Source organism: Saccharothrix sp. NRRL B-16314, from assembly GCF_000716595.1.
Classification (GTDB): Bacteria; Actinomycetota; Actinomycetes; order Mycobacteriales; family Pseudonocardiaceae; genus Actinosynnema.
Genome location: NZ_JNXC01000003.1, coordinates 578,134 through 599,383 on the forward strand (window position 1 = coordinate 578,134; position 21,250 = coordinate 599,383).

Genomic DNA, 21,250 nt, shown 5'->3' on the forward strand with positions numbered 1-21,250 from the left:
GGGGCGTAGGCGGGGGAGCCGCTGTCGGGCGGACGCGGTGAGGGTGTGGGACGGGACAGGCTGTGCGGCATGAAACCGAGAGTGCGGAAGTCGTGGCTGTTGCTGCACGTCATCACGTCCGTCGGCTGGCTCGGCGTCACGATCGGGATGCTCGTGCTCGCACTGGCGGCGTTCGACGCGCCGCAGCTCTACCAGGCCATGTCACTGCTCGGCGACCTCGTCGTGCTGCCGCTCGCGCTCACCGCGCTGGCCACCGGCGTCGTCCTGTCCCTCGGCACGAAGTGGGGCCTGGTGAAGTACCGCTGGGTGCTGGTGAAGTTCGTGCTGACCGTCATCGCCGTGATCGCGACGACGTTCTCCCTGCGCTCCGGCCTGCACGAGGCGGCAGCCGGAGCGGTCGCCACGGCCGGCCCGGACGTCCTGGTGGCCTGCTGCGTGTCCCTCACCCTCTACACCTTCAACACCGTGCTGTCGGTGTTCAAGCCATGGGGTCGGACCCGGTGGGGCTGAGGCCGGCACGCCGCCGCTCGACGGTCGCCGCCACCTCCACCGGATCGCACGACGCGAGGTGGTCGCGGACCAGGTCGTGCGGGAACCGGTGCTCGTCGACCAACAGCACCCGGTCCCGCGCGGACTGGAGAATCGCCTTGCGCCCCAACGGGAACTCGTCCAGCGCCAACGGTCGCGCGAGCAACCCCGCCACCGGGTCGAACGGCCGGTTCACGACAGGCGCCACCGCCAGCCCGAGCAGCACGCCGGTCACCGCGCCCAACGCCGAAGGGCGAACCGCGGCACCCGCGAGCGCCGCCGACCCCACCCCGACCAATCCCGCCACCGGCAACCAGCGCAGCCCGATCGCGCCCCGCGTGTGCAGACCGGCCCACACGCCGCGCAGACCGCCGATGAACGCACCCGCCACCGCCCCCGACGCCAGCCCGATCCCGAGGCCGACCGGCAGGTCCGAACCCGGCCCCGTCACCACCATCACCCCGACCGGCACCAACGCGCACGCCAACGCCCAGTACCGGTCACGCGTGTTGCCGTAGGCGACGAGCAGCGCGACCACGACGACCACCCCGTACCCGACCGCCGGAGGCCATCCCGGGACGAGCGCACCGAGCAGCCCACCCAGCAAGGCCACGACACCGGTGATCAACACCCCGGCCACGAAACCCGTTACCGCCCAACGCCTTCCGCGCCGGACATCACCACGAACCGCGATGAACGCACTGCGCGGCACGCCGACCGTGGCGACAGCGGTGACGGCAGCCGCCACCAGACCGAGCCGCACCCCGACCACGAAGCACAACGCGGTCGCCGCACCCGCCAGCGCACCCGGCGCGGCCCGCCCGAACAGCCGCCACACCACGTCCGTCCCGACGAAGTCCAGCCACACCTCCCGCGACGGCAACCGGGACCGCGCCTGGAGATCACCCCGACGCCGGGCGATCCGGGCCAGGAACCGCAAAGCCCGCACCAAGCGCTCCGAACCGGAGGAACCGGAAGTGCCGGGAGAGCCGGAAGCGCCGGAACGACCAGGAGAGCCGGGAGAACCAAGAGAGCCCGCAGAGCCGTGAGAGCCGGAAGTGCCGGAGGGGTCACGCGCTACCGACTCCACCAGATACGTGTCCAGCACACCCCGGTACTCCGCACGCCCCGCCCGGTACGCCAGCGCCAGCAGTCCGAACGCGAGCGGTGTCCGCACTTCGTCCCACAGCTCCGGGTCCTTCTCCAGAGCCTCGCGCAACCCGTCCAACCGCGGCGCACAAGCCGTGATCAGGTCCAGGACCTCGTTGCGCCCCAACGGATCCACCCGAACCACATCACAACGAGGCAAGTGCCGGTGCTCATCGCCCGCACCGCACAGCACGACCTCCCGCAGCTTCAACGCGGTGATCCAGGCCAGGCACTCCACCCGGTCGGCCGGGGACAGGTCGTCCAGCCCGTCGAACAACAGCACGAGGTTGCCCTGCCGCAGCCACACCCGCCCCAGCCGCGCCCCGATCCGGTACCGCGACGACAACACCCGCAGCAGCCACTCGCCGAAGTCGTCGTCCCGCTGCCACCCGCCCAGGTCCACCACCACCGGCACGGGCAGGCTCAGGTCCTGCCGCGCCCGAGCCGCCAACGTCTCCGCGAGCGACAGCAGCAAAGCCGTCTTCCCGGAGCCGGGTTCGCCCACCACGACCAACGGGTGACGGATGCGCGTGGGCAACCGCGGCCCCACCCGTGGCACGACACCGAGCTTCAGCCGCACCTGCTCGGCCAACGAACCGTCCACTCGCGCCCGCACGAAACGTTCCACCCGGTCCAGCGCCGCCCGCCGGTTGGCCGGGTGCGAAGGACGCCGTCGCAGCACAAGCGCGCGAAGCGGTTCCCACGCGGCGAGGCACACGGTGAGCGCGGACAACACGGCCAGCGCTGCCCACAACCACGGCGCGTAAGGGCCGAGCACCCGCAGCGCCGACCCACCCGTGACCAGGTTGACCGCGACGGGGACGAGCACGAGGAACGTCACCGCGCCCAGCCCGGTCAGCGCGATCAGGCGGGAGGTGCGGCCGAGCCGTCGCGCGTCCATGTGCCCCCTCCGCCAAGTCGCGATCGACGGTAACGGCGTTCGGAGCGGGGTGGTAGAAGGGTTCTCGTGGTCGACCGGTCACGATCCGTGCGGAACCGGAACCGGAACCGGAACCGGAACCGGGATCGGGATCGGAACCGGGATCAGGACCGCGCCCGGAGCCGGACCGGTCAAGAACCCGTCAGGAGCCCGTCAGGAAGTCCACGAGCAGCCGGTTCACGGCCGCGGGCTGTTCCAGGTAACCGAAGTGGCCCGCATCGGCCACCTCCTCGTACCGCGCGCCCGGGATGACGTCGGCGACCTCTCGCGCCAGGTACGTCGGCAGCACGCGGTCGTCCGCGAAGCCCACCACCAGGCACGGCGCCTTGATCCCGCGGTACGCGTCGAGCCGGCTCTCGGTCTCGTTCATCCCCATCTGCGCCCGCACGCCCTTGCCGACGGTGGAACCGGACAGCTCCAGGAGGTCCAGCCAGTCCCGCGCCGCACTCGGGTCGCGCAGCGTCGCGGGGGACAGGTTCAGCACCGCGTTCACCGCCGCGAAGTACTCGCCCGGCAGCGTGATCCCCTGGTCGTGCAGCGCGCGCTCACCCCGTGACAGGGCGCTCTGCAGGTGGTCGTTGCGGCCGGCCGTCGCGAGCATCACGGCCTTCGAAACCAGGTCCGGACGGGCCAGCGCCACTTCCTGCGTGATCCGCGCTCCCATGGACGTGCCGACGAGGTGGGCCGGCCCGCCGAGCGATTCGATCAGGGCGACGGTGTCGCCGACCATGTCCTCGATCGCGATCCCGGACGCGCACTCGTCCGTCGGCGGGATGCCCCGGTTGTCGACGGTGGCCACCCGGAACCCGGCGGCCTTCAGCGCCGGCACCTGGTGCGCGCGCCACACCCGGCCGGGGCTGCCGGTGCCCATCAGCATGACGACGAGTTCACCCTCGCCGTCCACCTGGTAGCTGAGGTTGATCCCGTTGAGCGCGACGATCGGCATGGCCCGCAGGCTACTCAATTAGGGTGAACGACATGAGGCGAGTGATCCTTTCGGGCTCCACGTTCGAAGAACAGATCGGCTACGCGCGGGCCGTGGTCGACGGCGACTGGGTGCACGTGTCGGGCACGACCGGCTTCGACTACGCCACCATGACCATCTCCGACGACGTGGTCGCGCAGGCCGAGCAGTGCCTGGTCAACATCGGCGCCGCGCTGACCGAGGCGGAGTGCACCTTCGCCGACGTCGTCCGGGTGACCTACTACCTGCCCGACGCCAAGGACTTCGAGCCGTGCTGGCCCGCGTTGCGCGCGGTGTTCGGCGAGGTGCGGCCGGCCGCGACGATGCTGGAGTGCGGCCTGGCCGACCCCCGGATGCGGATCGAGATCGAGGTCACCGCACGCCGCCGGGCGTGATCAGCCGGGCGTGATCAGCGGGGCCCGAGCGCCGACCACTCGATGGCCGGGCAGCGGTCCATGACGACGTCCAGCCCGGCCGCCGTGGCCCGCTCGTACGCCGCCTCGTCGATCACGTCGAGCTGGAACCACACCGCCTTGGCGCCGATCTCCACCGCCGCGTCCGCGAACTCGCCCGCCGCCTCCGACCGGCGGAACACGTCCACCACGTCCACCGGGAACGGGATGTCGGCCAGCGACGCGTAGCCCTGCTCGCCGTGGACGGTCGCCGCGTCGGGGTGCACGGGCACGATCCGCTTGCCGTGCTGCTTGAGGAACCTCGCCACGCCGTAGGCGGCGCGGTGCGGGTGGTCGGCCAGCCCGACCACGGCCCAGGTCTCGCCGTCCGCCAGGACGCGGCGGATCTTCTCGGGATCACCCCAGGGTTCGGTCATGGCACCAGCCTAGAACGACCTGACGTGAAGTTCTTTCGCGTTTTACCGGTTTCGTGGCTACGCTGGGCGAGCCCGCCGCCGCGGAGCCTTCGAGAGGACTTCTTGATGCGCGCCATTCGATCAGCCCTGATCGTCACGCTCGCCGCCTCCCTGACCGCCATCGCACCCGCCACGGCACCGGCAATCGCGGCCGTCCAAGCCCAGGCCGCCGACGGCGTCTACTACCTCCAGAGCGTCACCACCGGCCTGAACGCCGGCGTGTCCGGCACCTCCGTCCTCCAACGCCGGCCCAAGGGCGACGAGGACCGCCAGCAGTGGACCCTCACCGGGCGAACGTTGCGCGAAGGCAGCCAGTGCCTGGGCCGCCAAGCCGACCAGGCGGTCGTGCTGTCGTGCGACAGCCCCGACGCGCAGTGGGACGTTCTGCCCGACGGCGACCTGCCCGACGACGGTCGGCACCGGCTCAAGGTCCCCGGCGTCGACCGCTACCTGATCGCGTCCGGCACGGACCAGGTGCGGATCGGCACCGGCGCCGACCGCTGGCACCTCACCCCCGTGTCACCCCGACGTGTGCCGGTGCCGGCCGAGGGGGAGCGGCGGCTGGACCAGGTCACCTTCCTCACCGCGCACAACGCCTACGCCAACGGCGTGGACGGCGGCTTCGCGCCGCCGTTCGTGAACCTCGCGCCCAACCAGGCCCGCGGCATCGAGCAGCAGCTCCGCGACGGTGTGCGCGGGTTCCAGCTGGACATCCACCAGACGCCGGACGGCGCGATCCTGTGCCACAACAGCTGCACGTGGGTCAGCCGCCCGGTGGCGCTGTGGGTGGACGTGCAGCGGATCGTGGACTTCCTGAACCGCAACCCGAACGAGTTCGTCACCGTGTTCCTGGAGGACTACGTCTCCGCCGAGGTGCTGCGCTCCGAGCTGTCCCGCGTCAACGGCTTGGCGAACGTGCTGTTCCGCCCCGACCAGGCGGGCGTGCGGACCAACGGCTGGCCGACCCTGAACACCTTGCGCGCCACCAACAAGCGGCTGATGATCTTCACCGACCACGGCCGTTCGGGCGACTCGCCGCAGCGCGACGCGTTCGGCGTGATGTACCAACAGGAGTGGACGGTCGAGAACTACTGGTCGATGGGCTCCGGCCTCGGCGCGTCGGACTGGTCCTGCTACAGCCGCTGGAGCACGCCGCTGAACCGCACCGAGCCCGGTTTCCGGCCGCTGTTCGTGATGAACCACTTCCGGGACGTGCCCATCACCGGCACCGCGACCACCGACAACGGCAAGCTGGCCGACCGGGCCCGCAGGTTCTGCGAGCCCGCCGCCCGCAAGACGCCGACGTACCTGGCCGTCGACCACTACCACCTGGGCAACCCGATGGCGGCGGTCGTCGCCCTGTCCGGCGAGCGATTCTGAGCCGGCGCTAAGCCGCGGGCCGGGGCAGCCCGCAGCCGGGGGCGGTCAGGTCGACCCGGCCGCCTCCGGTCAGGCAGGGCACCATCTGGTGGGTCTGCTGCCCGTACCGGATGCCCTGGCGCACGGTCACCGCGCCGGTCTCGTCCACCTCGCACGGGTTGCTGAGCGTGCACCGCTCGCCGTCCTCGTTGGCGGTGTTGTTGACCGCCACCACCTTGCCCGTGGCCACGTCGAGCACCGGTGAACCGGACGTGCCGGCCTTGCTGTCGCACTCCTCGGTGTAGCGCATCGAACCGCGCCAGGTCCACCGGTCCTCGCGCAGCTCGTGCACGTAACCGTCCGCGTGGCAGGCGTAGATGTGCCGCCAGTAGCCCGACACCAGCCGGATCGCGATGCCGGTCGCCGGGCGTTCGGGCGACAGCTCCAGCGCCCGCGTGCCCATGGCCTCGACCTCGGCGTAGGTCGACGTCAGCCGGTACAGGGCGACGTCGGTCCCGGACATCGTCGCGTAGGCGAGACCGGACGAGCGCAGCGTGCCGAGCGTGCCGTCGCCGTCCTTGTCCAGCAACGTGAACACCCGGTCGGACGCTTCCTCCACGAGGACCTCGTCGGCACCCAGCATCCGCACGCAGTGCCCGTTGGTCAGCACCAGTGCGGGGTCGGCGGGATCGTGCGCCGGCGGCCGGACCACCGATCCGGAACAGCCGCGCAACGACACGATCCCGGTGTAGTCGACTTCGACGGCCGGCGCGGTGGGTGTTGCGAGCGCGGGCGCCGATTCTGCGGCCCAGGCGGGCGCAGCGGGCAGGGACAGCACGAGCACGGCGGCGAGAAGGGCAACCAGGTGGCGCATGGACGGAGATCCAATCAGCCACCGCCGGACACCGCAGGGTTGTTCACCCGCAAGCGTCATGCCCCGCGAGTCACTCGCCCTTCTCGCCGTCCGCGAGCTCACGCAGGAAGTCCAGGTGCCCGACGTGCCGCGCGGTCTCCTGCACGACGTGCGCGAGGACCCAGCGCACCGTCCGGCCCTTGCCGTCGTGGTCGCCGCGCGTCCGGTCGTCCGCGCCCAACCCGTCGAGCGCGCGCTCCGACCGTGCCCACTCGGCCCGGTACTCGTCCATCACCGACTCGACCGTGTCGCCCTCGTGCATGCGCCACGACGCGTCGGCGTCCGCGCCCCACAGCGACGGCAGCTCCACGCCGCCCACCTCGATCGACAACCACCACCGCTCGACCGCGGTCAGGTGCCGCAGCACGCCCAGCGCGCTCACCACCGGCGACGTGGAGATGGGCGTGGCCGTGGCGTCCGCCCAGCTCAGGCCCTCGACCTTCGACACGGCGGTGAGCCGCAGGAAGGTCAGGAATCCGGTCATCAACCGCAGCTCGTCCTGGGCGTGGGGAGCAGGCCACGCGCGTTCGTTCGAACTCATGTTCGACACCTTACCGGTGGGCGTTACACCAAAGTGTCATCATGCCGCCGCGCTCCGCTTCGCGCCGGTCGTCGTCGCCGGACCCGGTCGGGCTTTGCTATCGTCGGAAGCGGCGTGTGTGAGCAGACGTGAGGCTGGAGCCACTCCCCGGCAAGTGGGTGGCGTGATCCGCTGCGGGGCGTAGGCGCCCCTGCTCATGAAGACCACTCGAAACCGTTGAACGACGCGTGACGCGTCCTTGTTGCGCCGAGCCGGGCGGCGGGAGCGAGGACTGCCATGGCGCGATCGTCGTTGACCGAACAGCTGGTCGACCTCCGCCGGACCTACACCGGCGAAAACCTGTCCCAGGCCGTGCCCGCGGTGAAAGCGGTGCTGCACGACCTGCCCGACGACCGGCGCGAACGCGTGGTCGACGCCCTGCGCGGCGGCAAGGCCGACGTGCGCGGACTGTTCCTGCCCGACGCGGAGGACGACGACCAGCGCGCGCTCGAGTCCGTGGTGCTGCAAGCCGGTCTGGACGCCGCCGCGCACCTGCAACTCCGCCCGCCCGCGAGCATGGTGCGGCCGGCGCACGCGTTCGGCGCCGTCGAGCCGGGCAGGCGGCTGCGCCTGCACCTCACCGAGCACGCCCTGGGTCCGCTGCTCTACGAGCTGCTGCCCAAGCGCGACGGGGACTGGGTGGCGGGGGCGGCCGGTCTGCGGGTCACCCACCACCCGCGTTCGGTGGAACTCCGACTGCTGGACCTGGACGCGGCCGTGCACCTGGCGGGCGTGGACGAGCGGGCCTGGGCCACCGGCATGAAGTACGTGCGGAACCTCCTCGCCGGCCGCGACCTGGGCGGGACGTTCCTCGACGGCCCACTGACCCAGGCCGAACGCGACCGCTTGGACGAGGCGCCGCGCCCGACCGGAGTGGGTAGCGCGGTGCTGCGCCGGTACCACCTGTTCTCCGCCGCGCCGTGGGTGCGGGCGCTGGCCCAGGGTGACCAGTGGTGGGTCGAGTGGCCCGCGAGCCTCGGCGTGCCGAAGGTGGCCGACCGCCTGCTGCACCCGGTGTTCGGGCTGCCGGGGTCTGTGGAAGTTCCCAGTGTTGCCGGGGGGCTCGGCATCTCGACGGGCTGGTACGACCTGTTCCTGCGCGAGGTCGAGGGCCCGGACCCGGCGAACGAGCCCGCGCTGGCCGCGTTCGAGTGGCCGAAGGGCGTGACGGGCTGGTGGGAGCCGCCGCAGGCGGTGCGCTGACCTGCGGTGCCGGGCGTCCACGACGGGCGCCCGGCACAGGTACGCCGGCCGCGGATCGGTGTACCTGACTCGGGCTGTCCAGCACGGGCACGCCGGCCGCAGGACTGCGTCGGTGACTGGGCTGCCCGGCACCGGCGCACCGGCTGCGGGAAGGCTTCCGCCTGGCGCGTTCGGTCGATCGGCCGGCCCCGAACCGGGCAAGCCGGCGGCGGTGGCCGCGATCACGGCCACGTCACCCCGGAGTGGCCCGACCCGCCGGTAGACTGCGGTTTCGTCCGACGCGACCGCGTCGAGCCGCCGTCAGAATGTCAGGAGGACCCCGGTGACCCAACCGGCTGCCGAGGCCCAGCCCGAGGCCGCGCCACGGCGAGTGCTCGTGGCCGAGGACGAAGCCCTCATCCGACTCGACCTGGTCGAGATGCTCCGCGAAGAGGGGTACGAGGTGGCCGGTCAGGCCGCCGACGGCGACGAGGCGGTCACGCTGGCCACCGAGCTGCGACCGGACCTGGTGATCATGGACGTCAAGATGCCGAAGGTCGACGGCATCGAGGCCGCTTCGGTGATCGCGGGCAAGCGCATCGCCCCGGTCGTCATCCTCACCGCGTTCAGCCAGCGCGACCTCGTGGAGCGCGCGCGTGACGCCGGCGCCATGGCCTACCTGGTGAAGCCGTTCGCCAAGCGCGACCTGGTGCCCGCGATCGAGCTGGCGATGAGCCGGTTCGCCGAGTTGCAGGCGCTGGAGAACGAGGTCGCCGGGCTCACCGACCGGCTGGAGACGCGCAAGGTCGTGGAGCGCGCCAAGGGATTGCTGATGACCAAGCAGGGTCTGTCGGAGCCCGAGGCATTCCGTTGGGTGCAGCGGACGGCTATGGATCGCCGCACGACGATGAAGGCCGTGGCCGAAGCGGTCATCGAAAACTTCGGGTGACTAACTCCCGCGAGTGATACACGTTCGAGTATCGGACAGTACGTCGGGTCATTGTTGGTTACTGCCCGCATTGGCCGTGTGACCTGCGGCGATTTGAGCTGGATTTAGGGTTGTTAACGCTGGGGCATTTTCCGGTGACTACCGTCACGATGTGGACACAGAGCAGTAAGACCACCTGTTCATCGAACTCACATGAAGCTACGTTCCTGCCCTAACCCAGCCCTCGTGTGAGGGCATCCGCCTACCGGCGGCATGGTTGGTGTCATGGGAGGTATTCCGGTGTCAGGAGCACGACTCGGCCGAGTTCTGGCGCTGGCGGCGGCTTCGTCGCTGGTGCTCGCGGCTTGCGCCGGCGGCGGTGGCGGCGGCGGCGATGCGGGTGGCGAAGTCACCTCGGTCAAGATCGGGTTCATGGGTGACCTCACCGGTGAGAACTCGGCGATCGTGATCCCGCCGCGCAACGGCGCGAAGATGGCGATCGACGAGTACAACGCCAAGAGCCCCAAGGTCAAGATCGAGCTGGTGCCGTACGACAGCCAGGGCAAGCCCGACCAGGCGACCTCGCTGATCACGAAGGCCGTCACCCAGGACAAGATCGTCGGCCTCATCGGCCCGGCCTTCTCCGGTGAGTCGAAGGCCATCGGCGGCCAGCTGGAGGAGAGCAAGCTCCCCAGCGTCTCGCCGTCCGCCACGAACCCCGGCCTGGCGCAGAACGGCTGGACCTACTGGCACCGCGTCGTCGCGAACGACGACGACCAGGGCCCCGGCATCGCCGAGTTCCTGGTGAAGGCGAAGGCCCCGAAGAAGGCGTTCGTCCTGTCCGACGACCAGGAGTACAGCGTCGGCCTGGCCGACGCCGTCGCCAAGTCGTTCGAGTCCGCGGGCGTCACGGTCGAGCGGGACAAGTTCGCCAAGGACGCGTCCGACTACTCGTCCACCGTCACGAAGGTCGCCGCGTCGAAGCCCGACGTGATCGTCTTCGGCGGTTACTACGCGCAGGCCGGCCGGCTGCTCAAGCAGCTGCGCGACGGCGGCGTCACGGCCACCTTCGCCTCCGGCGACGGCTCGCTCGACCAGCAGCTGGTGACCGGTGCGGGCGCCCAGGCGGCCGAGGGCGCAGTCCTCGCCTGCCCGTGCAACATCCCGTCGGCGGACGTGACCGGCCCGTTGAAGGAGTTCTTCGACAAGTACAAGGCGAGCGCCGGCGCCGACCCTGCGATCTACGCGACCGAGGGCTACGACGCCGCGACCGCCTTCATCAAGGCCGTCGAGGCGGGCAACACCACCGGTGAGAAGATCAACGAGTACCTGAAGACGATCAGCTTCGAGGGCGTCTCCAAGCCGATCAAGTTCAAGGCGAACGGCGAGCCCGAGAACAACGCGATCTTCGTCTACCAGGTCAAGGGCGGCGTCCTCAAGCTGCTCGGGCCGGCCGAGGAAGCGAAGCTCGAGGGCTGATCCGGGACGGATTAGGCAAGCAAGCTGGCGAGCTGGGGAGCGGGAGCGTCGTACGAACGGCTGCTCCCGCTCCCCACCACTATGGCTATGTTCTCTCCCCGCCCGTCTCGTGAGGCAACCTGTCATGCTTGATGATTTTCTCAACCAGTTCCTACCCAGCACGGTGGGCGGACTGGTGTTCGGCTCCATCTACGCGCTGATCGCCCTCGGCTACACGATGGTCTACGGCGTGCTGCGTCTGATCAACTTCGCGCACTCCGAGATCTTCATGATCGGCACGTTCACGTCGCTCGTGGTGATCACCGCGATCGCCCCCGCGTCGCCGCTGACCGGGTTCGCGCTGTTCGGCGTGATGCTGTTGATCATTCTGTTGTCGGCCGCGATCTCCGGTGGCGCCGCGGTCCTGCTGGAGCTGGTGGCCTACCGGCCGCTGCGCAAGAAGGGCGCCACCCGGCTCACCGCACTGATCTCCGCGATCGGCGCGTCGCTGTTCCTGCAGGAGCTGTTCGCGCTGGTCATCATCCCGTGGCTGACCGGCAAGCCCGGCCGCAACCAGCAGTCCGCGCCGCGCATCGTCGACCGCGACACCGTGTTCTCCATCGGCAACGCGGCGATCCGCACCGACCACATCATCGTGATCGTGGCCGCGGTCATCATGATGATCGCGCTGGACCGCGTGGTGAACCGCACCAAGATCGGTCGCGGTATCCGCGCCACCGCGCAGGACCCCGAAGCCGCCGTCCTCATGGGCGTGAGCATCGACAACATCGTGCGGGTCACGTTCCTCCTCGGCGGCGCGATGGCCGGTGTCGCCGGCGCGCTTTACCTGATGGAGTTCGAGAACACCGTCTTCAACGTCGGTTTCGTGCTCGGCATCAAAGCGTTCACCGCGGCCGTGCTCGGCGGTATCGGCAACCTCCGCGGCGCACTGCTCGGCGGTATCGTGCTCGGCCTCATCGAGAACTGGGGCGCGATCTTCCTGGGTTCGGAGTGGAAGGACGTGATCGCGTTCACCGTGCTGGTGGTCGTGCTGATGTTCCGCCCCACCGGCATCCTGGGTGAATCCCTACAGAAGGCCCGCGCATGAAAGGCAACGGAGTGACTGGCAACGCGAATCCGTTGAGGCGCGTTGGCGCCCTGGTCGACGGTGCCCGCGACTGGTGGGAACACGCCAAGGTGTGGCAGCGGTACCTCGTGTACCTGGGCGCGATCGTGTTCGCGCTGATCCTGCCCGCGCCGTGGATCGGCACCTTCATGTCGCCCGGCTCGGACTGGACCACGGTCCTGATCTACCCGATCGGCACCTACATCCTGCTCGCCGTCGGCCTGAACGTGGTGGTCGGCCAGGCAGGTCTGCTCGACCTCGGCTTCGTCGCGTTCTTCGCCATCGGCGGCTACTCGGTGGCCTACTTCGCCACCCAGTACGGCTGGAACTACTGGGCGACGGTGGCGTTCGGCATCCTGCTCGCCGCCGTGTCCGGTGTCATCCTGGGCGCGCCGACGCTGCGACTGCGCGGCGACTACCTGGCGATCGTGACGCTCGGGTTCGGCGAGATCGTCCGGATCACCGCGAACAACACCGACGAGATCGGCGGCGCACGCGGCATCACCAACGTGCCGCACCCGCCCGACATCCCCGGTGTGGTCGAGTTCGCGCTGCTCCCCGCGCCGTACTACTACCTGATGCTGATCGCCATCATCCTGGTGATCATCTTCTCGGTGCGGCTGCAGAAGAGCCGGGTCGGCCGCGCGTGGGCCGCGATCCGCGAGGACGAGGACGCGGCCGAGCTGATGGGCGTGCCGACGTTCAAGTTCAAGCTCCTCGCGTTCGCCATCGGCGCCATGATCGGCGGCCTGGCGGGCGGCATGTACGCGGGCAAGGCCGTGTTCATCGAGCCGAACACGTTCCCGTTCATCCTGTCCGCGACGATCCTCGCCGCCGTCGTGCTCGGCGGCTCCGGCAACCTGCCCGGCGTCATGCTCGGCGCGTTCGTCATCGCCTGGCTGCCCGAGCGGTTCCGCGAGGTCGAGTGGCTGAAGACCGCCCTCGGCGGCAAGGACCCGGCCGAGTTCCGCATCCTGCTGTTCGGCGGCGTGCTGGTGCTGATGATGGCGCTCCGGCCGGAAGGCCTGCTGCCCTCGCGGCGGCGCAAGGCCGAGTTGCACGAGGGAACCGGCGGCATGGGCACCATGGGTGCCGAGGTCCCGGGTCCGGACACCGATGTGACCACGACGGAGGCGGCCAAGTGAGCACTCCCGTCCTTCAGCTGGACAACGTGACCATGCGCTTCGGCGGCGTGGTCGCCCTCCGCGAGGCGAAGATCAGCGTCAACCAGGGCGAGATCTTCGCCCTGATCGGCCCGAACGGCGCGGGCAAGACCACCGTGTTCAACGTGGTCACCGGCGTCTACCAGCCGACCGAGGGCCAGGTGCTGTTCAACGGCACGCGGATCGACGGCGGCAAGCGGTTCAAGATCACCAAGCAGGGCGTCGCCCGCACGTTCCAGAACATCCGGCTGTTCCACAACATGTCGGCGCTGGAGAACGTGATGGTGGGCGCGGACGCGCACCACAAGACCGGTGCGATCGGCGCGACGCTGGGCCTGCCCTGGCACCGCAAGGAGGAGAAGCGCGGCCGTGAGCTGGCCCGGGAGCTGCTGGACTTCGTCGGCATCCCCGGCCGGATGAGCGAGACCGCGAAGAACCTGCCCTACGGCGACCAGCGGCGGCTCGAGATCGCCCGCGCCCTGGCCACGGACCCGAAGCTGCTCCTGCTGGACGAGCCCGCGGCCGGGATGAACCCGGCCGAGAAGGAATCGCTCCAGGCGCTGATCCGCAAGATCCGCGACAGCGGTCGGACCGTGCTGCTGATCGAGCACGACATGAGCCTGGTCATGGGCGTCAGCGACCGCGTGGCGGTGCTGGACTTCGGCCAGCTGATCGCAGAAGGGCTCCCGCAAGAGGTGCAGAACAACCCGAAGGTCATCGAGGCCTACCTGGGGGTGTCCGAAGATGCTTCTTGAGGTCAACGACATCCACGTGCACTACGGCAAGATCGCCGCTATCAAGGGCATCAGCCTCCAGGTGGACGAAGGCGAGATCGTGTCGCTGATCGGGGCCAACGGCGCCGGCAAGACGACGACGCTCAAGACGATCTCCGGCCTGCGCCCGCTGACCAGCGGCCAGATCGTGTTCAACGGCGACGACATCTCCAAGATGGCCGGCCACAAGCGGGTCGTCGCGGGTATCGGCCAGTCACCGGAAGGCCGCGGCGTGTTCCCCGGCATGACGGTGCAGGAGAACCTCCTGATGGGCGCGTACACCCGCAAGGACGCCCTTGACGCCGACCTGGCCGAGGTCTACGAGCTGTTCCCGCGCCTCGCGGAGCGGAAGAGCCAGTTCGGCGGCACCATGTCCGGTGGCGAGCAGCAGATGATCGCCATCGGCCGGGCGCTGATGACCAAGCCGAAGGTGCTCCTGCTCGACGAGCCGTCGATGGGCCTCGCGCCCATGCTCATCGCGCAGATCTTCGAGATCATCAAGGAGATCAACAAGCGCGGCACGACCGTGCTGCTGGTGGAGCAGAACGCGCAGCAGGCGCTGAAGCTCTCCCACCGCGCGTACGTGCTGGAGACCGGCCGGGTCGTGAAGAGCGCACCCGGACCGGAGCTCCTGGACGACCCGCAGGTGCGCGCCGCGTACCTCGGGGGTCACTGAGGCAGACCCGCCGGCCCGGCCGCTACGGCTGGGCCAGCGGGATCTCGGTGCTCGACCCGTCCTTCAGGTCGGTCAGCGTCGGACCGCCGTACACGCGCAGGGCCAGCGGCTTCGCGTCCTTCGGCAGGTCGTAGTAGACGTCGTACTCCAGGCGCACGTTCGCGCCGAGGTCGATCGTCTCCGGCTGCCGCTTCACGTTCATCGCCTGCGTGTCCACGTGGTGCTCGGTCTCGCGGTGGTCGACCATCACGTGCCGGCGCGCGTCGAACGACACGCTGCTGCGACCGTTGTTGATCACGCTCAGCCGGATCCGGACGAACTGGCCCTTGGCGTGGTACTCGGCGTGGCTGCCGATCAGCGTCGGCATCTCCGCGGTCATCCCCAGCAGCGTGAACGCCGTGTCGCCGTCCAACGTGGTGGGGATCTTCAGCACCTTCTCGTCCGGCCGCACCGCCTGCGCCGGCACCGGGTACGTCGGGACGGGGGACGTCACCGATCCCGGGCCCGCCTCGACCGGCATCCCGCCGCACGCCGTCGCCGACCCGGCCGCCAGGACCACCGACATCACCGCCACCACCCGCCGCACGCCCACCTCCACCTCACGTGTTCCCCCGCCCGGCGGTATTCCACGCCGGCGGGCGACCGGACCGACATTCACGCTTTAGGGGCATCCTTGAGGAAGCAGGTGAGCCGGGCCGTGCACGCGCGGCGCCCCTGCTCGTCGGTGATCGCGATCTCGTAGGTGGCCGTGCTGCGACCGCGGTGCAGCGGCGTGCACACGCCCGTGACGACACCCTCCGTGACGCCCCGGTGGTGCGTGCAGGACAGCTCCAGCCCAACCGCCAGCCGGTCCGGCGCCGCGTGCATGGCCGCCGCGATCGAGCCCAACGTCTCCGCCAGCGCCGCGTTCGCGCCTCCGTGCAGCAACCCGTACGGCTGCCGGTTGCCCTTCACCGGCATCGTCCCGACCAGCCGTTCGGCATCCCAATGGGTGATCTCGATGCCGAGTCTCGCGGTCAGCTGCTCGTGGGCCGAGCCCTGGTCGGCGCCGGGGATCTCCTCGGGTGCTGGCGTCACGTGCGTGCTCCACTCGGTGCAGAACTGTCGGACCCTCACCCTAGACTCGCCGGGGTGAGCACTTCAGAAGCCTCCCGTCTGCTGCTGGTCGACGGCCACTCGATGGCCTACCGGGCGTTCTTCGCGCTGCCCAAGGAGAACTTCCAGACCGGCACGGGCCAGACCACCAACGCGGTCTACGGCTTCACCTCGATGTTGATCAACCTGCTGCGCGACGAGAAGCCCACCCACATCGCGGTGGCCTTCGACGTCTCGCGCAAGACGTTCCGCACCGAGGCCTACGCCGAGTACAAGGCCGGTCGCAGCGAGACACCGCAGGAGTTCCGCGGCCAGGTCAGCCTCATCGAGGACGTGCTCGGCACGCTGTCCATCCCGGCGCTCTCGAAGGACAACTACGAGGCCGACGACCTGATCGCCACCCTCACCACCCAGGCGACGGCGGCCGGTTTCGAAGTGCTGATCTGCACCGGCGACCGGGACGCGTTGCAGCTGGTCACGGACAAGGTGACGGTGCTGTACCCGGTCAAGGGCGTGTCCGAGATGGCCCGGTACACCCCCGAGCTGGTGCTGGAGAAGCAGGGCGTGCCGCCCGAGCTGTACGCCGACTACGCGGCGGTGCGCGGCGACTCGTCGGACAACCTGCCGAACACGCCCGGCGTCGGCCCGAAGACGATCGTGAAGCTGCTGACCCAGTTCGGCTCGCTCGACGGCCTCATCGACCACGTGGACGAGGTGCCCGGCAAGGTCGGTGACGCGCTGCGCGCGAACCTGTCCAACATCATGCTGAACCGGCAGCTCACCGAGCTGGTGCGGGACGTCGAGCTGCCCCTCGCGCCGGCCGACCTCGAAGCCAGGCCGTGGGACCGGGACGCGGTGCACCGGCTGTTCGACGAGCTGGAGTTCCGGGTGCTGCGGGACCGGCTGTTCTCGACCCTGTCCACCGCCGAGCCGGAGGCCGAGGAGGGCTTCACGGTCAGCGGCGGCGCGGTGCCGGTCGGCTCGCTGGCGTCGTGGCTCGACGCGCACGCCCGGTCCGGCCGGGTCTCCGTCGCGTTCCGCTCGTCCGGCGGTGAGCTGGAGGGCCTGGCGCTCGCGGCGGTCGGCGGCGAGGGCGGGTACGTCGAGGTCGCGTCGCTGACCGAAGAGGACGAGAACGCGCTGGCCGCCTGGCTGGCCGACGAGTCGGCGCCGAAGGCCGCGCACGACCTGAAGCTGCCGCTGCGCCAGCTGCGGGCGCGTGGCTGGAAGCTGCGCGGGATCACCAGCGACACGGCGCTGGCGGCGTACCTGGTGCGGCCCGGCCAGCGGTCGTTCGCGCTGGACGACCTCGCCCTGCGCTACCTCAAGCGGGAACTGCGCGCGGAGGAGCCGGACGACGGCCAGCTGTCGCTGCTGGCCGACGAGGACGAGGAGCGCGAGAAGGTCGCGCAGTCCACCATCGTGCGGGCGTTCGCGGTGGGCGAGCTGGCCGACGCGCTGGACCGGGAGCTGGTGGCCACCGGGCAGGAGTCGCTGCTGGCGACGCTGGAGCTGCCGCTGATGATGGTGCTGGACGAGGTCGAGGCCGTCGGCATCGCGATCGACTCCGAGCACCTGGCGGCGTTGGAGGCGCACTTCGCGGCGGGCGTGAAGCAGGCCGCGCAGGACGCGTACTCGGTGATCGGCAAGGAGATCAACCTCGGCTCGCCGAAGCAGCTCCAGACGGTGCTGTTCGACGAGTTGCAGATGCCGAAGACGAAGAAGACCAAGACCGGGTACACGACGGACGCGGACGCGTTGCAGAACCTGCTGGAGGCGACGGAGCACCCGTTCCTCCAGCACCTGCTCGCGCACCGGGACACGACGAGGCTGAAGTCGACGGTCGACGGGCTGCTCAAGTCGGTGGCCGACGACGGCCGCATCCACACCACGTTCCACCAGACGATCGCGGCGACCGGGCGGCTGTCGTCCACCGACCCGAACCTCCAGAACATCCCGATCCGGACGGACGAGGGTCGGCGCATCCGCGAGGCGTTCGTGGTCGGGCCGGGGTACGCCGAGCTGATGACGGCCGACTACAGCCAGATCGAGATGCGGATCATGGCGCACCTGTCGGAGGACGCGGGCCTGATCGAGGCGTTCCGCAGCGGGGAGGACCTGCACACGTTCGTCGCGTCGCGGGCGTTCTCGGTGCCCACGTCGGAGGTGTCGGGCGAGCAGCGCCGGCGGGTGAAGGCGATGTCGTACGGGTTGGCGTACGGGCTGTCGGAGTACGGGCTGGCCCAGCAGCTGCGGATCTCGGCGGCGGAGGCGCGGGAGCAGAAGGAGGCGTACTTCGCCCGGTTCGGCGGCGTGCGCGACTACCTGCACGCGGTCGTCGAGGACGCGCGGAAGAAGGGGTACACCGAGACGATCCTCGGCCGGCGGCGCTACCTGCCCGATCTGACCAGCGACAACCGGCAGCGCCGGGAGATGGCCGAGCGGATGGCGTTGAACGCGCCGATCCAGGGGAGCGCCGCGGACATCATCAAGGTCGCGATGCTGGGCGTGTTCCGCGCGCTGGAGGAGTCGGGGCTGAGGTCGCGGATGCTGCTCCAGGTGCACGACGAACTGGTGCTGGAGATCGCGGAGGGGGAGCGGGAACAGGTGGAGGCCCTGGTCCGCGACCGGATGGGTCGGGCGTACGAGCTGTCGGTGCCGATGGAGGTCTCGGTGGGCGTCGGCCGCTCCTGGAACGCCGCCGCCCACTGAGCGGTTCGTGCTCGAAGGGCGGTAGCCGGGACCGGTCGGCCTGTTCGACCCGGCCTGGCCCGATCGGTCCGACCTGTCTGTTCGGCGCTGCCGGTTCGGTGGAGTCGACGCGGCCCTGTCTGTTCGGCGGTGTCGGTTCGGCGGTGCCAGCTCGGCGCTGTCGGTTCGGTGCGGTCCTGCTTGGTGGGTCGACGCGGCCCTGCCCTACGCGGCGATGCGCGGAGTGACCTGCTGCGGGCTGCGCGGTCCGGCGCGGCGCGGCCAACTCGGGGGCTGCGTGATCGGTCAGGCCTGGCGCGGCCGAGTTCGGGCTGCTCGACCGGTGAGGCCCGGCGCAGCCAAGTCGGGGTTGCCAGACCCGGTTCGGCGGGGCGCGACCCGGTTCGGCCGGTTCAGCGTGGGTCGCGTAGCGGCGTCACCCGGACGTCGCGCGCGGTCAGTTCGGCACCGCACTCCTCGCACGCCACGTGCACCCCGACATCACCCCCACACGACCGGTGGTGCAGGTCGAACGAGGGGCCCTCGTCCGGTGACATCCACTTGTCGCCCCACTTCCGCAGCGCCATCAGCACCGGGTACAGGTCGAGGCCCTTCTCGGTGAGCCGGTACTCGTAGCGCGTCCGCACTTCCTTGTACGCCTCGCGGCGCAGGATGCCCTCCTCGACCAGCGTGCCCAAGCGCTCGGTCAGCACGCTGCGCGAGATGTCCATCGCCGTCTGGAAGTCCTCGAACCGCCGCGTGCCCAGGAACGCCTGCCGCAGCAGCAGCAACGTCCACCGCTCACCCAGCAGGGCGGCGGGCAGGGACACCGTGCACAGCTCGTCGGCAACCTTCACGTGGGCCATGCCCATCGACGATACCCCTTGCGTTCGGAAAACGGATCCAGCTAGGGTTCGGAATCCGAACTCAAGGGGCGTACGCCATGAAAGTCCGCGAACTCAACGCCGCCGAGGCCGGTGCCGCGGTCGACACCGTCTTCCAAGGCCTGTCCCCGCAGAGCCGCTACCTGCGGTTCCACGCTCCGATGCCGCGCCTCAGCGCCACCATGCGCCGCCAACTCGCCGACCTCGACGGCCACCGCAAGGCCGCCGTCGTCGCCGAGTGCCGCCGCACGCCCATCGGCATCGCCCGCCTGGCCGCGACCGGCGACGACACCGCCGAGATCGCCCTCGCCGTCGTCGACCCGTGGCAGCGCAAAGGCGTCGGCACCCGGCTCATCACCGCCCTCGGCCGCCTCGCCACCGACCTCCACTACACCGGGCTGCACGGCGACGTCCTCGGCCACAACGAACCGATGCTGCGCCTCATCTCCCGCGTGTTCCCCGGTGCGCGGCTGATCCGGGACGAGGACGACGTCATCAAGGTGACCTATCCGTTGAACTACCAGTTGACCCACGAAGACCTGGTGGCCGACCTCCGGTGGTGAGCACAATGACCCGATGCGACGGATCTTCGGGTTGGTGCTCGTCCTGTTCCTGCTGGCACCCCCGGCGATGGCGTCCTCGCCGCCCGGCGACCAGCCGCTCCCCGGCTACACGATCAACAACCCGCCGCTGCCGCCCGCCCAGGTCGGCGGCGAACCGTCACGGGTGCTGCAAGGCGTCCACGAGCACGCCGCCTACATCATCGAGGTCCCGCCGCGGTGGAACGGCCGCCTCGCCATGTGGGCGCACGGCTACCGCGGCGCGAGCACCGTCCTCAAGGTCGACCCGCCCGGCTACGGGCTGCGCCAGAAGCTCCTCGACCAGGGCTTCGCCTGGGCCGCGTCGAGCTACTACGCCAACACCTACGACGTGAAAGCCGGCGTCCTCGGCACGCGCGACCTCGCCAAGCACTTCCACAAGCTGGTCGGCAAACCGACGGACACGTTCATCGTCGGCGCCTCCATGGGCGGCCACGTCATCGGCCGGTCGCTGGAGCAGTTCCCCGGCTTCTACAAGGGCGCGCTACCCCTGTGCGGTGTGCTCGGCGATCACGAGCTGTTCGACTTCATCCTCGACTACAACCTCGTCGCGCAGGCCGTCAGCGGCATCCACGCGTGGCCCGCGCCGGACGACTACCTGAGCGCGGTCGTGCCGCGCATCCAGGCCGAACTCGGCTTGACCGGCGTGCCGAACGAGCGCGGCGCGCAATTCGTCTCCATCGTCACCAACCGCAGCGGCGGGGCACGTCCGGGTGCGGCGCAGGCGTTCGCGTTCTGGAAGGACTTCGTGTTCGGCCTCGCGGTCACCGCCCCGGGTGATGACGGCCTGGCCGCCAACCCCGGTCAGCTCGCCACCAACGCCACGACCCGGTACGAGCCCAACGCGCCGGTCGACGTGAACCGGGAGGTCGAGCGCGTCCTGCCGCAGAACCCCAAGGCCCGGCTGACGCCGAAGCTGACCGAAGTGCCCCGCATCGCCGGCCGCCCGACCGCGCCGGTGCTGTCGCTGCACGGCCTGGGCGACCTGTTCGTGCCGTTCTCGATGGAGCAGGTCTACTCGCGGGACGTCGAGCGCAACGATCGCGGCCACCTGCTCGCGCAGCGGGCGATCCGCACGATCAACCACTGCGAGTTCAGCCCGACCGAGGTCGGCACGGCGTGGGACGACCTGGTGACGTGGGTCGACACCGGCCGCCGACCCGCCGCTGACGTCGTGGACGACCCGGCCGTCGTGGCCGCACCCGCCTACGGTTGCCGCTTCAGCGACCCCGCCGCTTACACCGCGCCGAACACGACCCGCCGCCTGTTCCCCGCCTGCTAGATGAGTAAGTCCAAGGGCTCGTTAGTGGTCGTAGGCGGTCAGTGATCGCTTGACGGGCTGGTCGGTGTGGTCGTTGTGCCAGATGGCGGCGG

The 21,250-nt window shown here is 70.1% G+C and carries 21 protein-coding genes; 13 read left to right on the top strand and 8 right to left on the bottom strand.

Annotated features, from left to right (window positions below):
• The first annotated feature begins 69 nt into the window (after positions 1 to 69).
• The gene (locus OQ02_RS40030; RefSeq protein WP_081915485.1) at positions 70 to 510 is read left to right on the top strand and encodes a hypothetical protein; all 441 of its coding nucleotides are present in this window, start codon (positions 70 to 72) and stop codon (positions 508 to 510) included.
• On the opposite strand, the gene OQ02_RS09770 is transcribed toward OQ02_RS40030, so the two are convergent.
• A complete protein-coding gene (locus OQ02_RS09770; protein ID WP_033437900.1) occupies positions 479 to 2,578 on the bottom strand; it encodes an NACHT domain-containing protein in 2,100 nt (699 codons plus the stop codon). The two genes, OQ02_RS40030 and OQ02_RS09770, sit on opposite strands and share 32 nt — an antisense overlap.
• 181 nt (positions 2,579 to 2,759) lie before the next feature.
• Positions 2,760 to 3,563, bottom strand: coding sequence for an alpha/beta fold hydrolase (locus OQ02_RS09775; RefSeq protein WP_033437901.1), 804 nt, complete (start codon positions 3,561 to 3,563; stop codon positions 2,760 to 2,762).
• Between the two features lie 32 nt (positions 3,564 to 3,595).
• Between OQ02_RS09775 and OQ02_RS09780 the strand changes: the two genes are divergently transcribed.
• Complete coding sequence (locus tag OQ02_RS09780) at positions 3,596 to 3,976, top strand: RidA family protein (RefSeq protein WP_033438041.1); 381 nt, start codon at positions 3,596 to 3,598, stop codon at positions 3,974 to 3,976.
• 14 nt (positions 3,977 to 3,990) lie between these two features.
• Here OQ02_RS09780 and OQ02_RS09785 read toward each other — a convergent pair whose 3' ends face one another.
• Positions 3,991 to 4,410 (bottom strand): CoA-binding protein, encoded by a 420-nt coding sequence (locus OQ02_RS09785; protein ID WP_033437902.1) that lies wholly within the window; start codon positions 4,408 to 4,410, stop codon positions 3,991 to 3,993.
• A gap of 105 nt (positions 4,411 to 4,515) precedes the next feature.
• Here OQ02_RS09785 and OQ02_RS09790 point away from each other — a divergent pair, with 105 nt between their 5' ends.
• The gene (locus OQ02_RS09790; RefSeq protein WP_033437903.1) at positions 4,516 to 5,829 is read left to right on the top strand and encodes a PI-PLC domain-containing protein; all 1,314 of its coding nucleotides are present in this window, start codon (positions 4,516 to 4,518) and stop codon (positions 5,827 to 5,829) included.
• Between the two features lie 7 nt (positions 5,830 to 5,836).
• Here the strand turns inward: OQ02_RS09790 and OQ02_RS09795 are convergent, their stop codons facing one another.
• Positions 5,837 to 6,682, bottom strand: coding sequence for a trypsin-like serine peptidase (locus OQ02_RS09795; protein ID WP_033437904.1), 846 nt, complete (start codon positions 6,680 to 6,682; stop codon positions 5,837 to 5,839).
• Between the two features lie 70 nt (positions 6,683 to 6,752).
• Entirely contained in the window at positions 6,753 to 7,262 is a 510-nt protein-coding gene (locus OQ02_RS09800; protein ID WP_156076937.1) for a DinB family protein, read from the bottom strand.
• Positions 7,263 to 7,538: 276 nt separating this feature from the next.
• Here OQ02_RS09800 and OQ02_RS09805 point away from each other — a divergent pair, with 276 nt between their 5' ends.
• The 7 genes from OQ02_RS09805 (at position 7,539) to OQ02_RS09835 (ending at position 14,607) form a co-directional block, all read left to right on the top strand.
• A complete protein-coding gene (locus OQ02_RS09805; protein WP_033437906.1) occupies positions 7,539 to 8,504 on the top strand; it encodes a hypothetical protein in 966 nt (321 codons plus the stop codon).
• A gap of 322 nt (positions 8,505 to 8,826) precedes the next feature.
• Positions 8,827 to 9,432, top strand: coding sequence for an ANTAR domain-containing response regulator (locus OQ02_RS09810; RefSeq protein ID WP_033437907.1), 606 nt, complete (start codon positions 8,827 to 8,829; stop codon positions 9,430 to 9,432).
• 279 nt (positions 9,433 to 9,711) lie between these two features.
• The gene (locus OQ02_RS09815) at positions 9,712 to 10,890 is read left to right on the top strand and encodes a branched-chain amino acid ABC transporter substrate-binding protein (protein WP_231499925.1); all 1,179 of its coding nucleotides are present in this window, start codon (positions 9,712 to 9,714) and stop codon (positions 10,888 to 10,890) included.
• 124 nt (positions 10,891 to 11,014) lie between these two features.
• On the top strand, positions 11,015 to 11,977 hold the full coding sequence (locus tag OQ02_RS09820) for a branched-chain amino acid ABC transporter permease (RefSeq protein WP_033437909.1): 963 nt from the start codon (positions 11,015 to 11,017) through the stop codon (positions 11,975 to 11,977).
• Positions 11,974 to 13,140, top strand: coding sequence for a branched-chain amino acid ABC transporter permease (locus tag OQ02_RS09825; protein ID WP_033437910.1), 1,167 nt, complete (start codon positions 11,974 to 11,976; stop codon positions 13,138 to 13,140). Before OQ02_RS09820 ends, OQ02_RS09825 begins: the two co-directional genes overlap by 4 nt.
• A 32-nt stretch (positions 13,141 to 13,172) precedes the next feature.
• A complete protein-coding gene (locus tag OQ02_RS09830; protein WP_156076955.1) occupies positions 13,173 to 13,913 on the top strand; it encodes an ABC transporter ATP-binding protein in 741 nt (246 codons plus the stop codon).
• Entirely contained in the window at positions 13,903 to 14,607 is a 705-nt protein-coding gene (locus OQ02_RS09835) for an ABC transporter ATP-binding protein (protein ID WP_033437912.1), read from the top strand. The genes OQ02_RS09830 and OQ02_RS09835 overlap by 11 nt, the downstream gene beginning before the upstream one ends.
• Before the next feature lie 22 nt (positions 14,608 to 14,629).
• Here the strand turns inward: OQ02_RS09835 and OQ02_RS09840 are convergent, their stop codons facing one another.
• Positions 14,630 to 15,193 carry a DUF4352 domain-containing protein gene (locus OQ02_RS09840; protein ID WP_231499927.1) on the bottom strand — a complete coding sequence of 188 codons (564 nt, stop codon included), beginning with the start codon at positions 15,191 to 15,193 and terminating at the stop codon, positions 14,630 to 14,632.
• A gap of 68 nt (positions 15,194 to 15,261) precedes the next feature.
• Complete coding sequence (locus OQ02_RS09845; protein WP_033437913.1) at positions 15,262 to 15,684, bottom strand: hotdog fold thioesterase; 423 nt, start codon at positions 15,682 to 15,684, stop codon at positions 15,262 to 15,264.
• A 54-nt stretch (positions 15,685 to 15,738) separates the two neighbouring features.
• Between OQ02_RS09845 and polA the strand changes: the two genes are divergently transcribed.
• Positions 15,739 to 18,414, top strand: a complete 2,676-nt coding sequence (gene polA, locus OQ02_RS09850; protein WP_269321600.1) for a DNA polymerase I — start codon at positions 15,739 to 15,741, stop codon at positions 18,412 to 18,414.
• A gap of 392 nt (positions 18,415 to 18,806) precedes the next feature.
• Here polA and OQ02_RS09855 read toward each other — a convergent pair whose 3' ends face one another.
• Complete coding sequence (locus OQ02_RS09855) at positions 18,807 to 19,259, bottom strand: winged helix-turn-helix transcriptional regulator (RefSeq protein ID WP_033438044.1); 453 nt, start codon at positions 19,257 to 19,259, stop codon at positions 18,807 to 18,809.
• 77 nt (positions 19,260 to 19,336) lie between these two features.
• On the opposite strand from OQ02_RS09855, the gene OQ02_RS40825 reads away from it, so the two are divergent.
• The gene (locus OQ02_RS40825; protein WP_051772077.1) at positions 19,337 to 19,840 is read left to right on the top strand and encodes a GNAT family N-acetyltransferase; all 504 of its coding nucleotides are present in this window, start codon (positions 19,337 to 19,339) and stop codon (positions 19,838 to 19,840) included.
• Between the two features lie 13 nt (positions 19,841 to 19,853).
• Positions 19,854 to 21,158, top strand: a complete 1,305-nt coding sequence (locus OQ02_RS09865; RefSeq protein WP_051772078.1) for an aromatic ring-opening dioxygenase LigA — start codon at positions 19,854 to 19,856, stop codon at positions 21,156 to 21,158.
• The last annotated feature ends 92 nt before the right edge of the window (positions 21,159 to 21,250 follow it).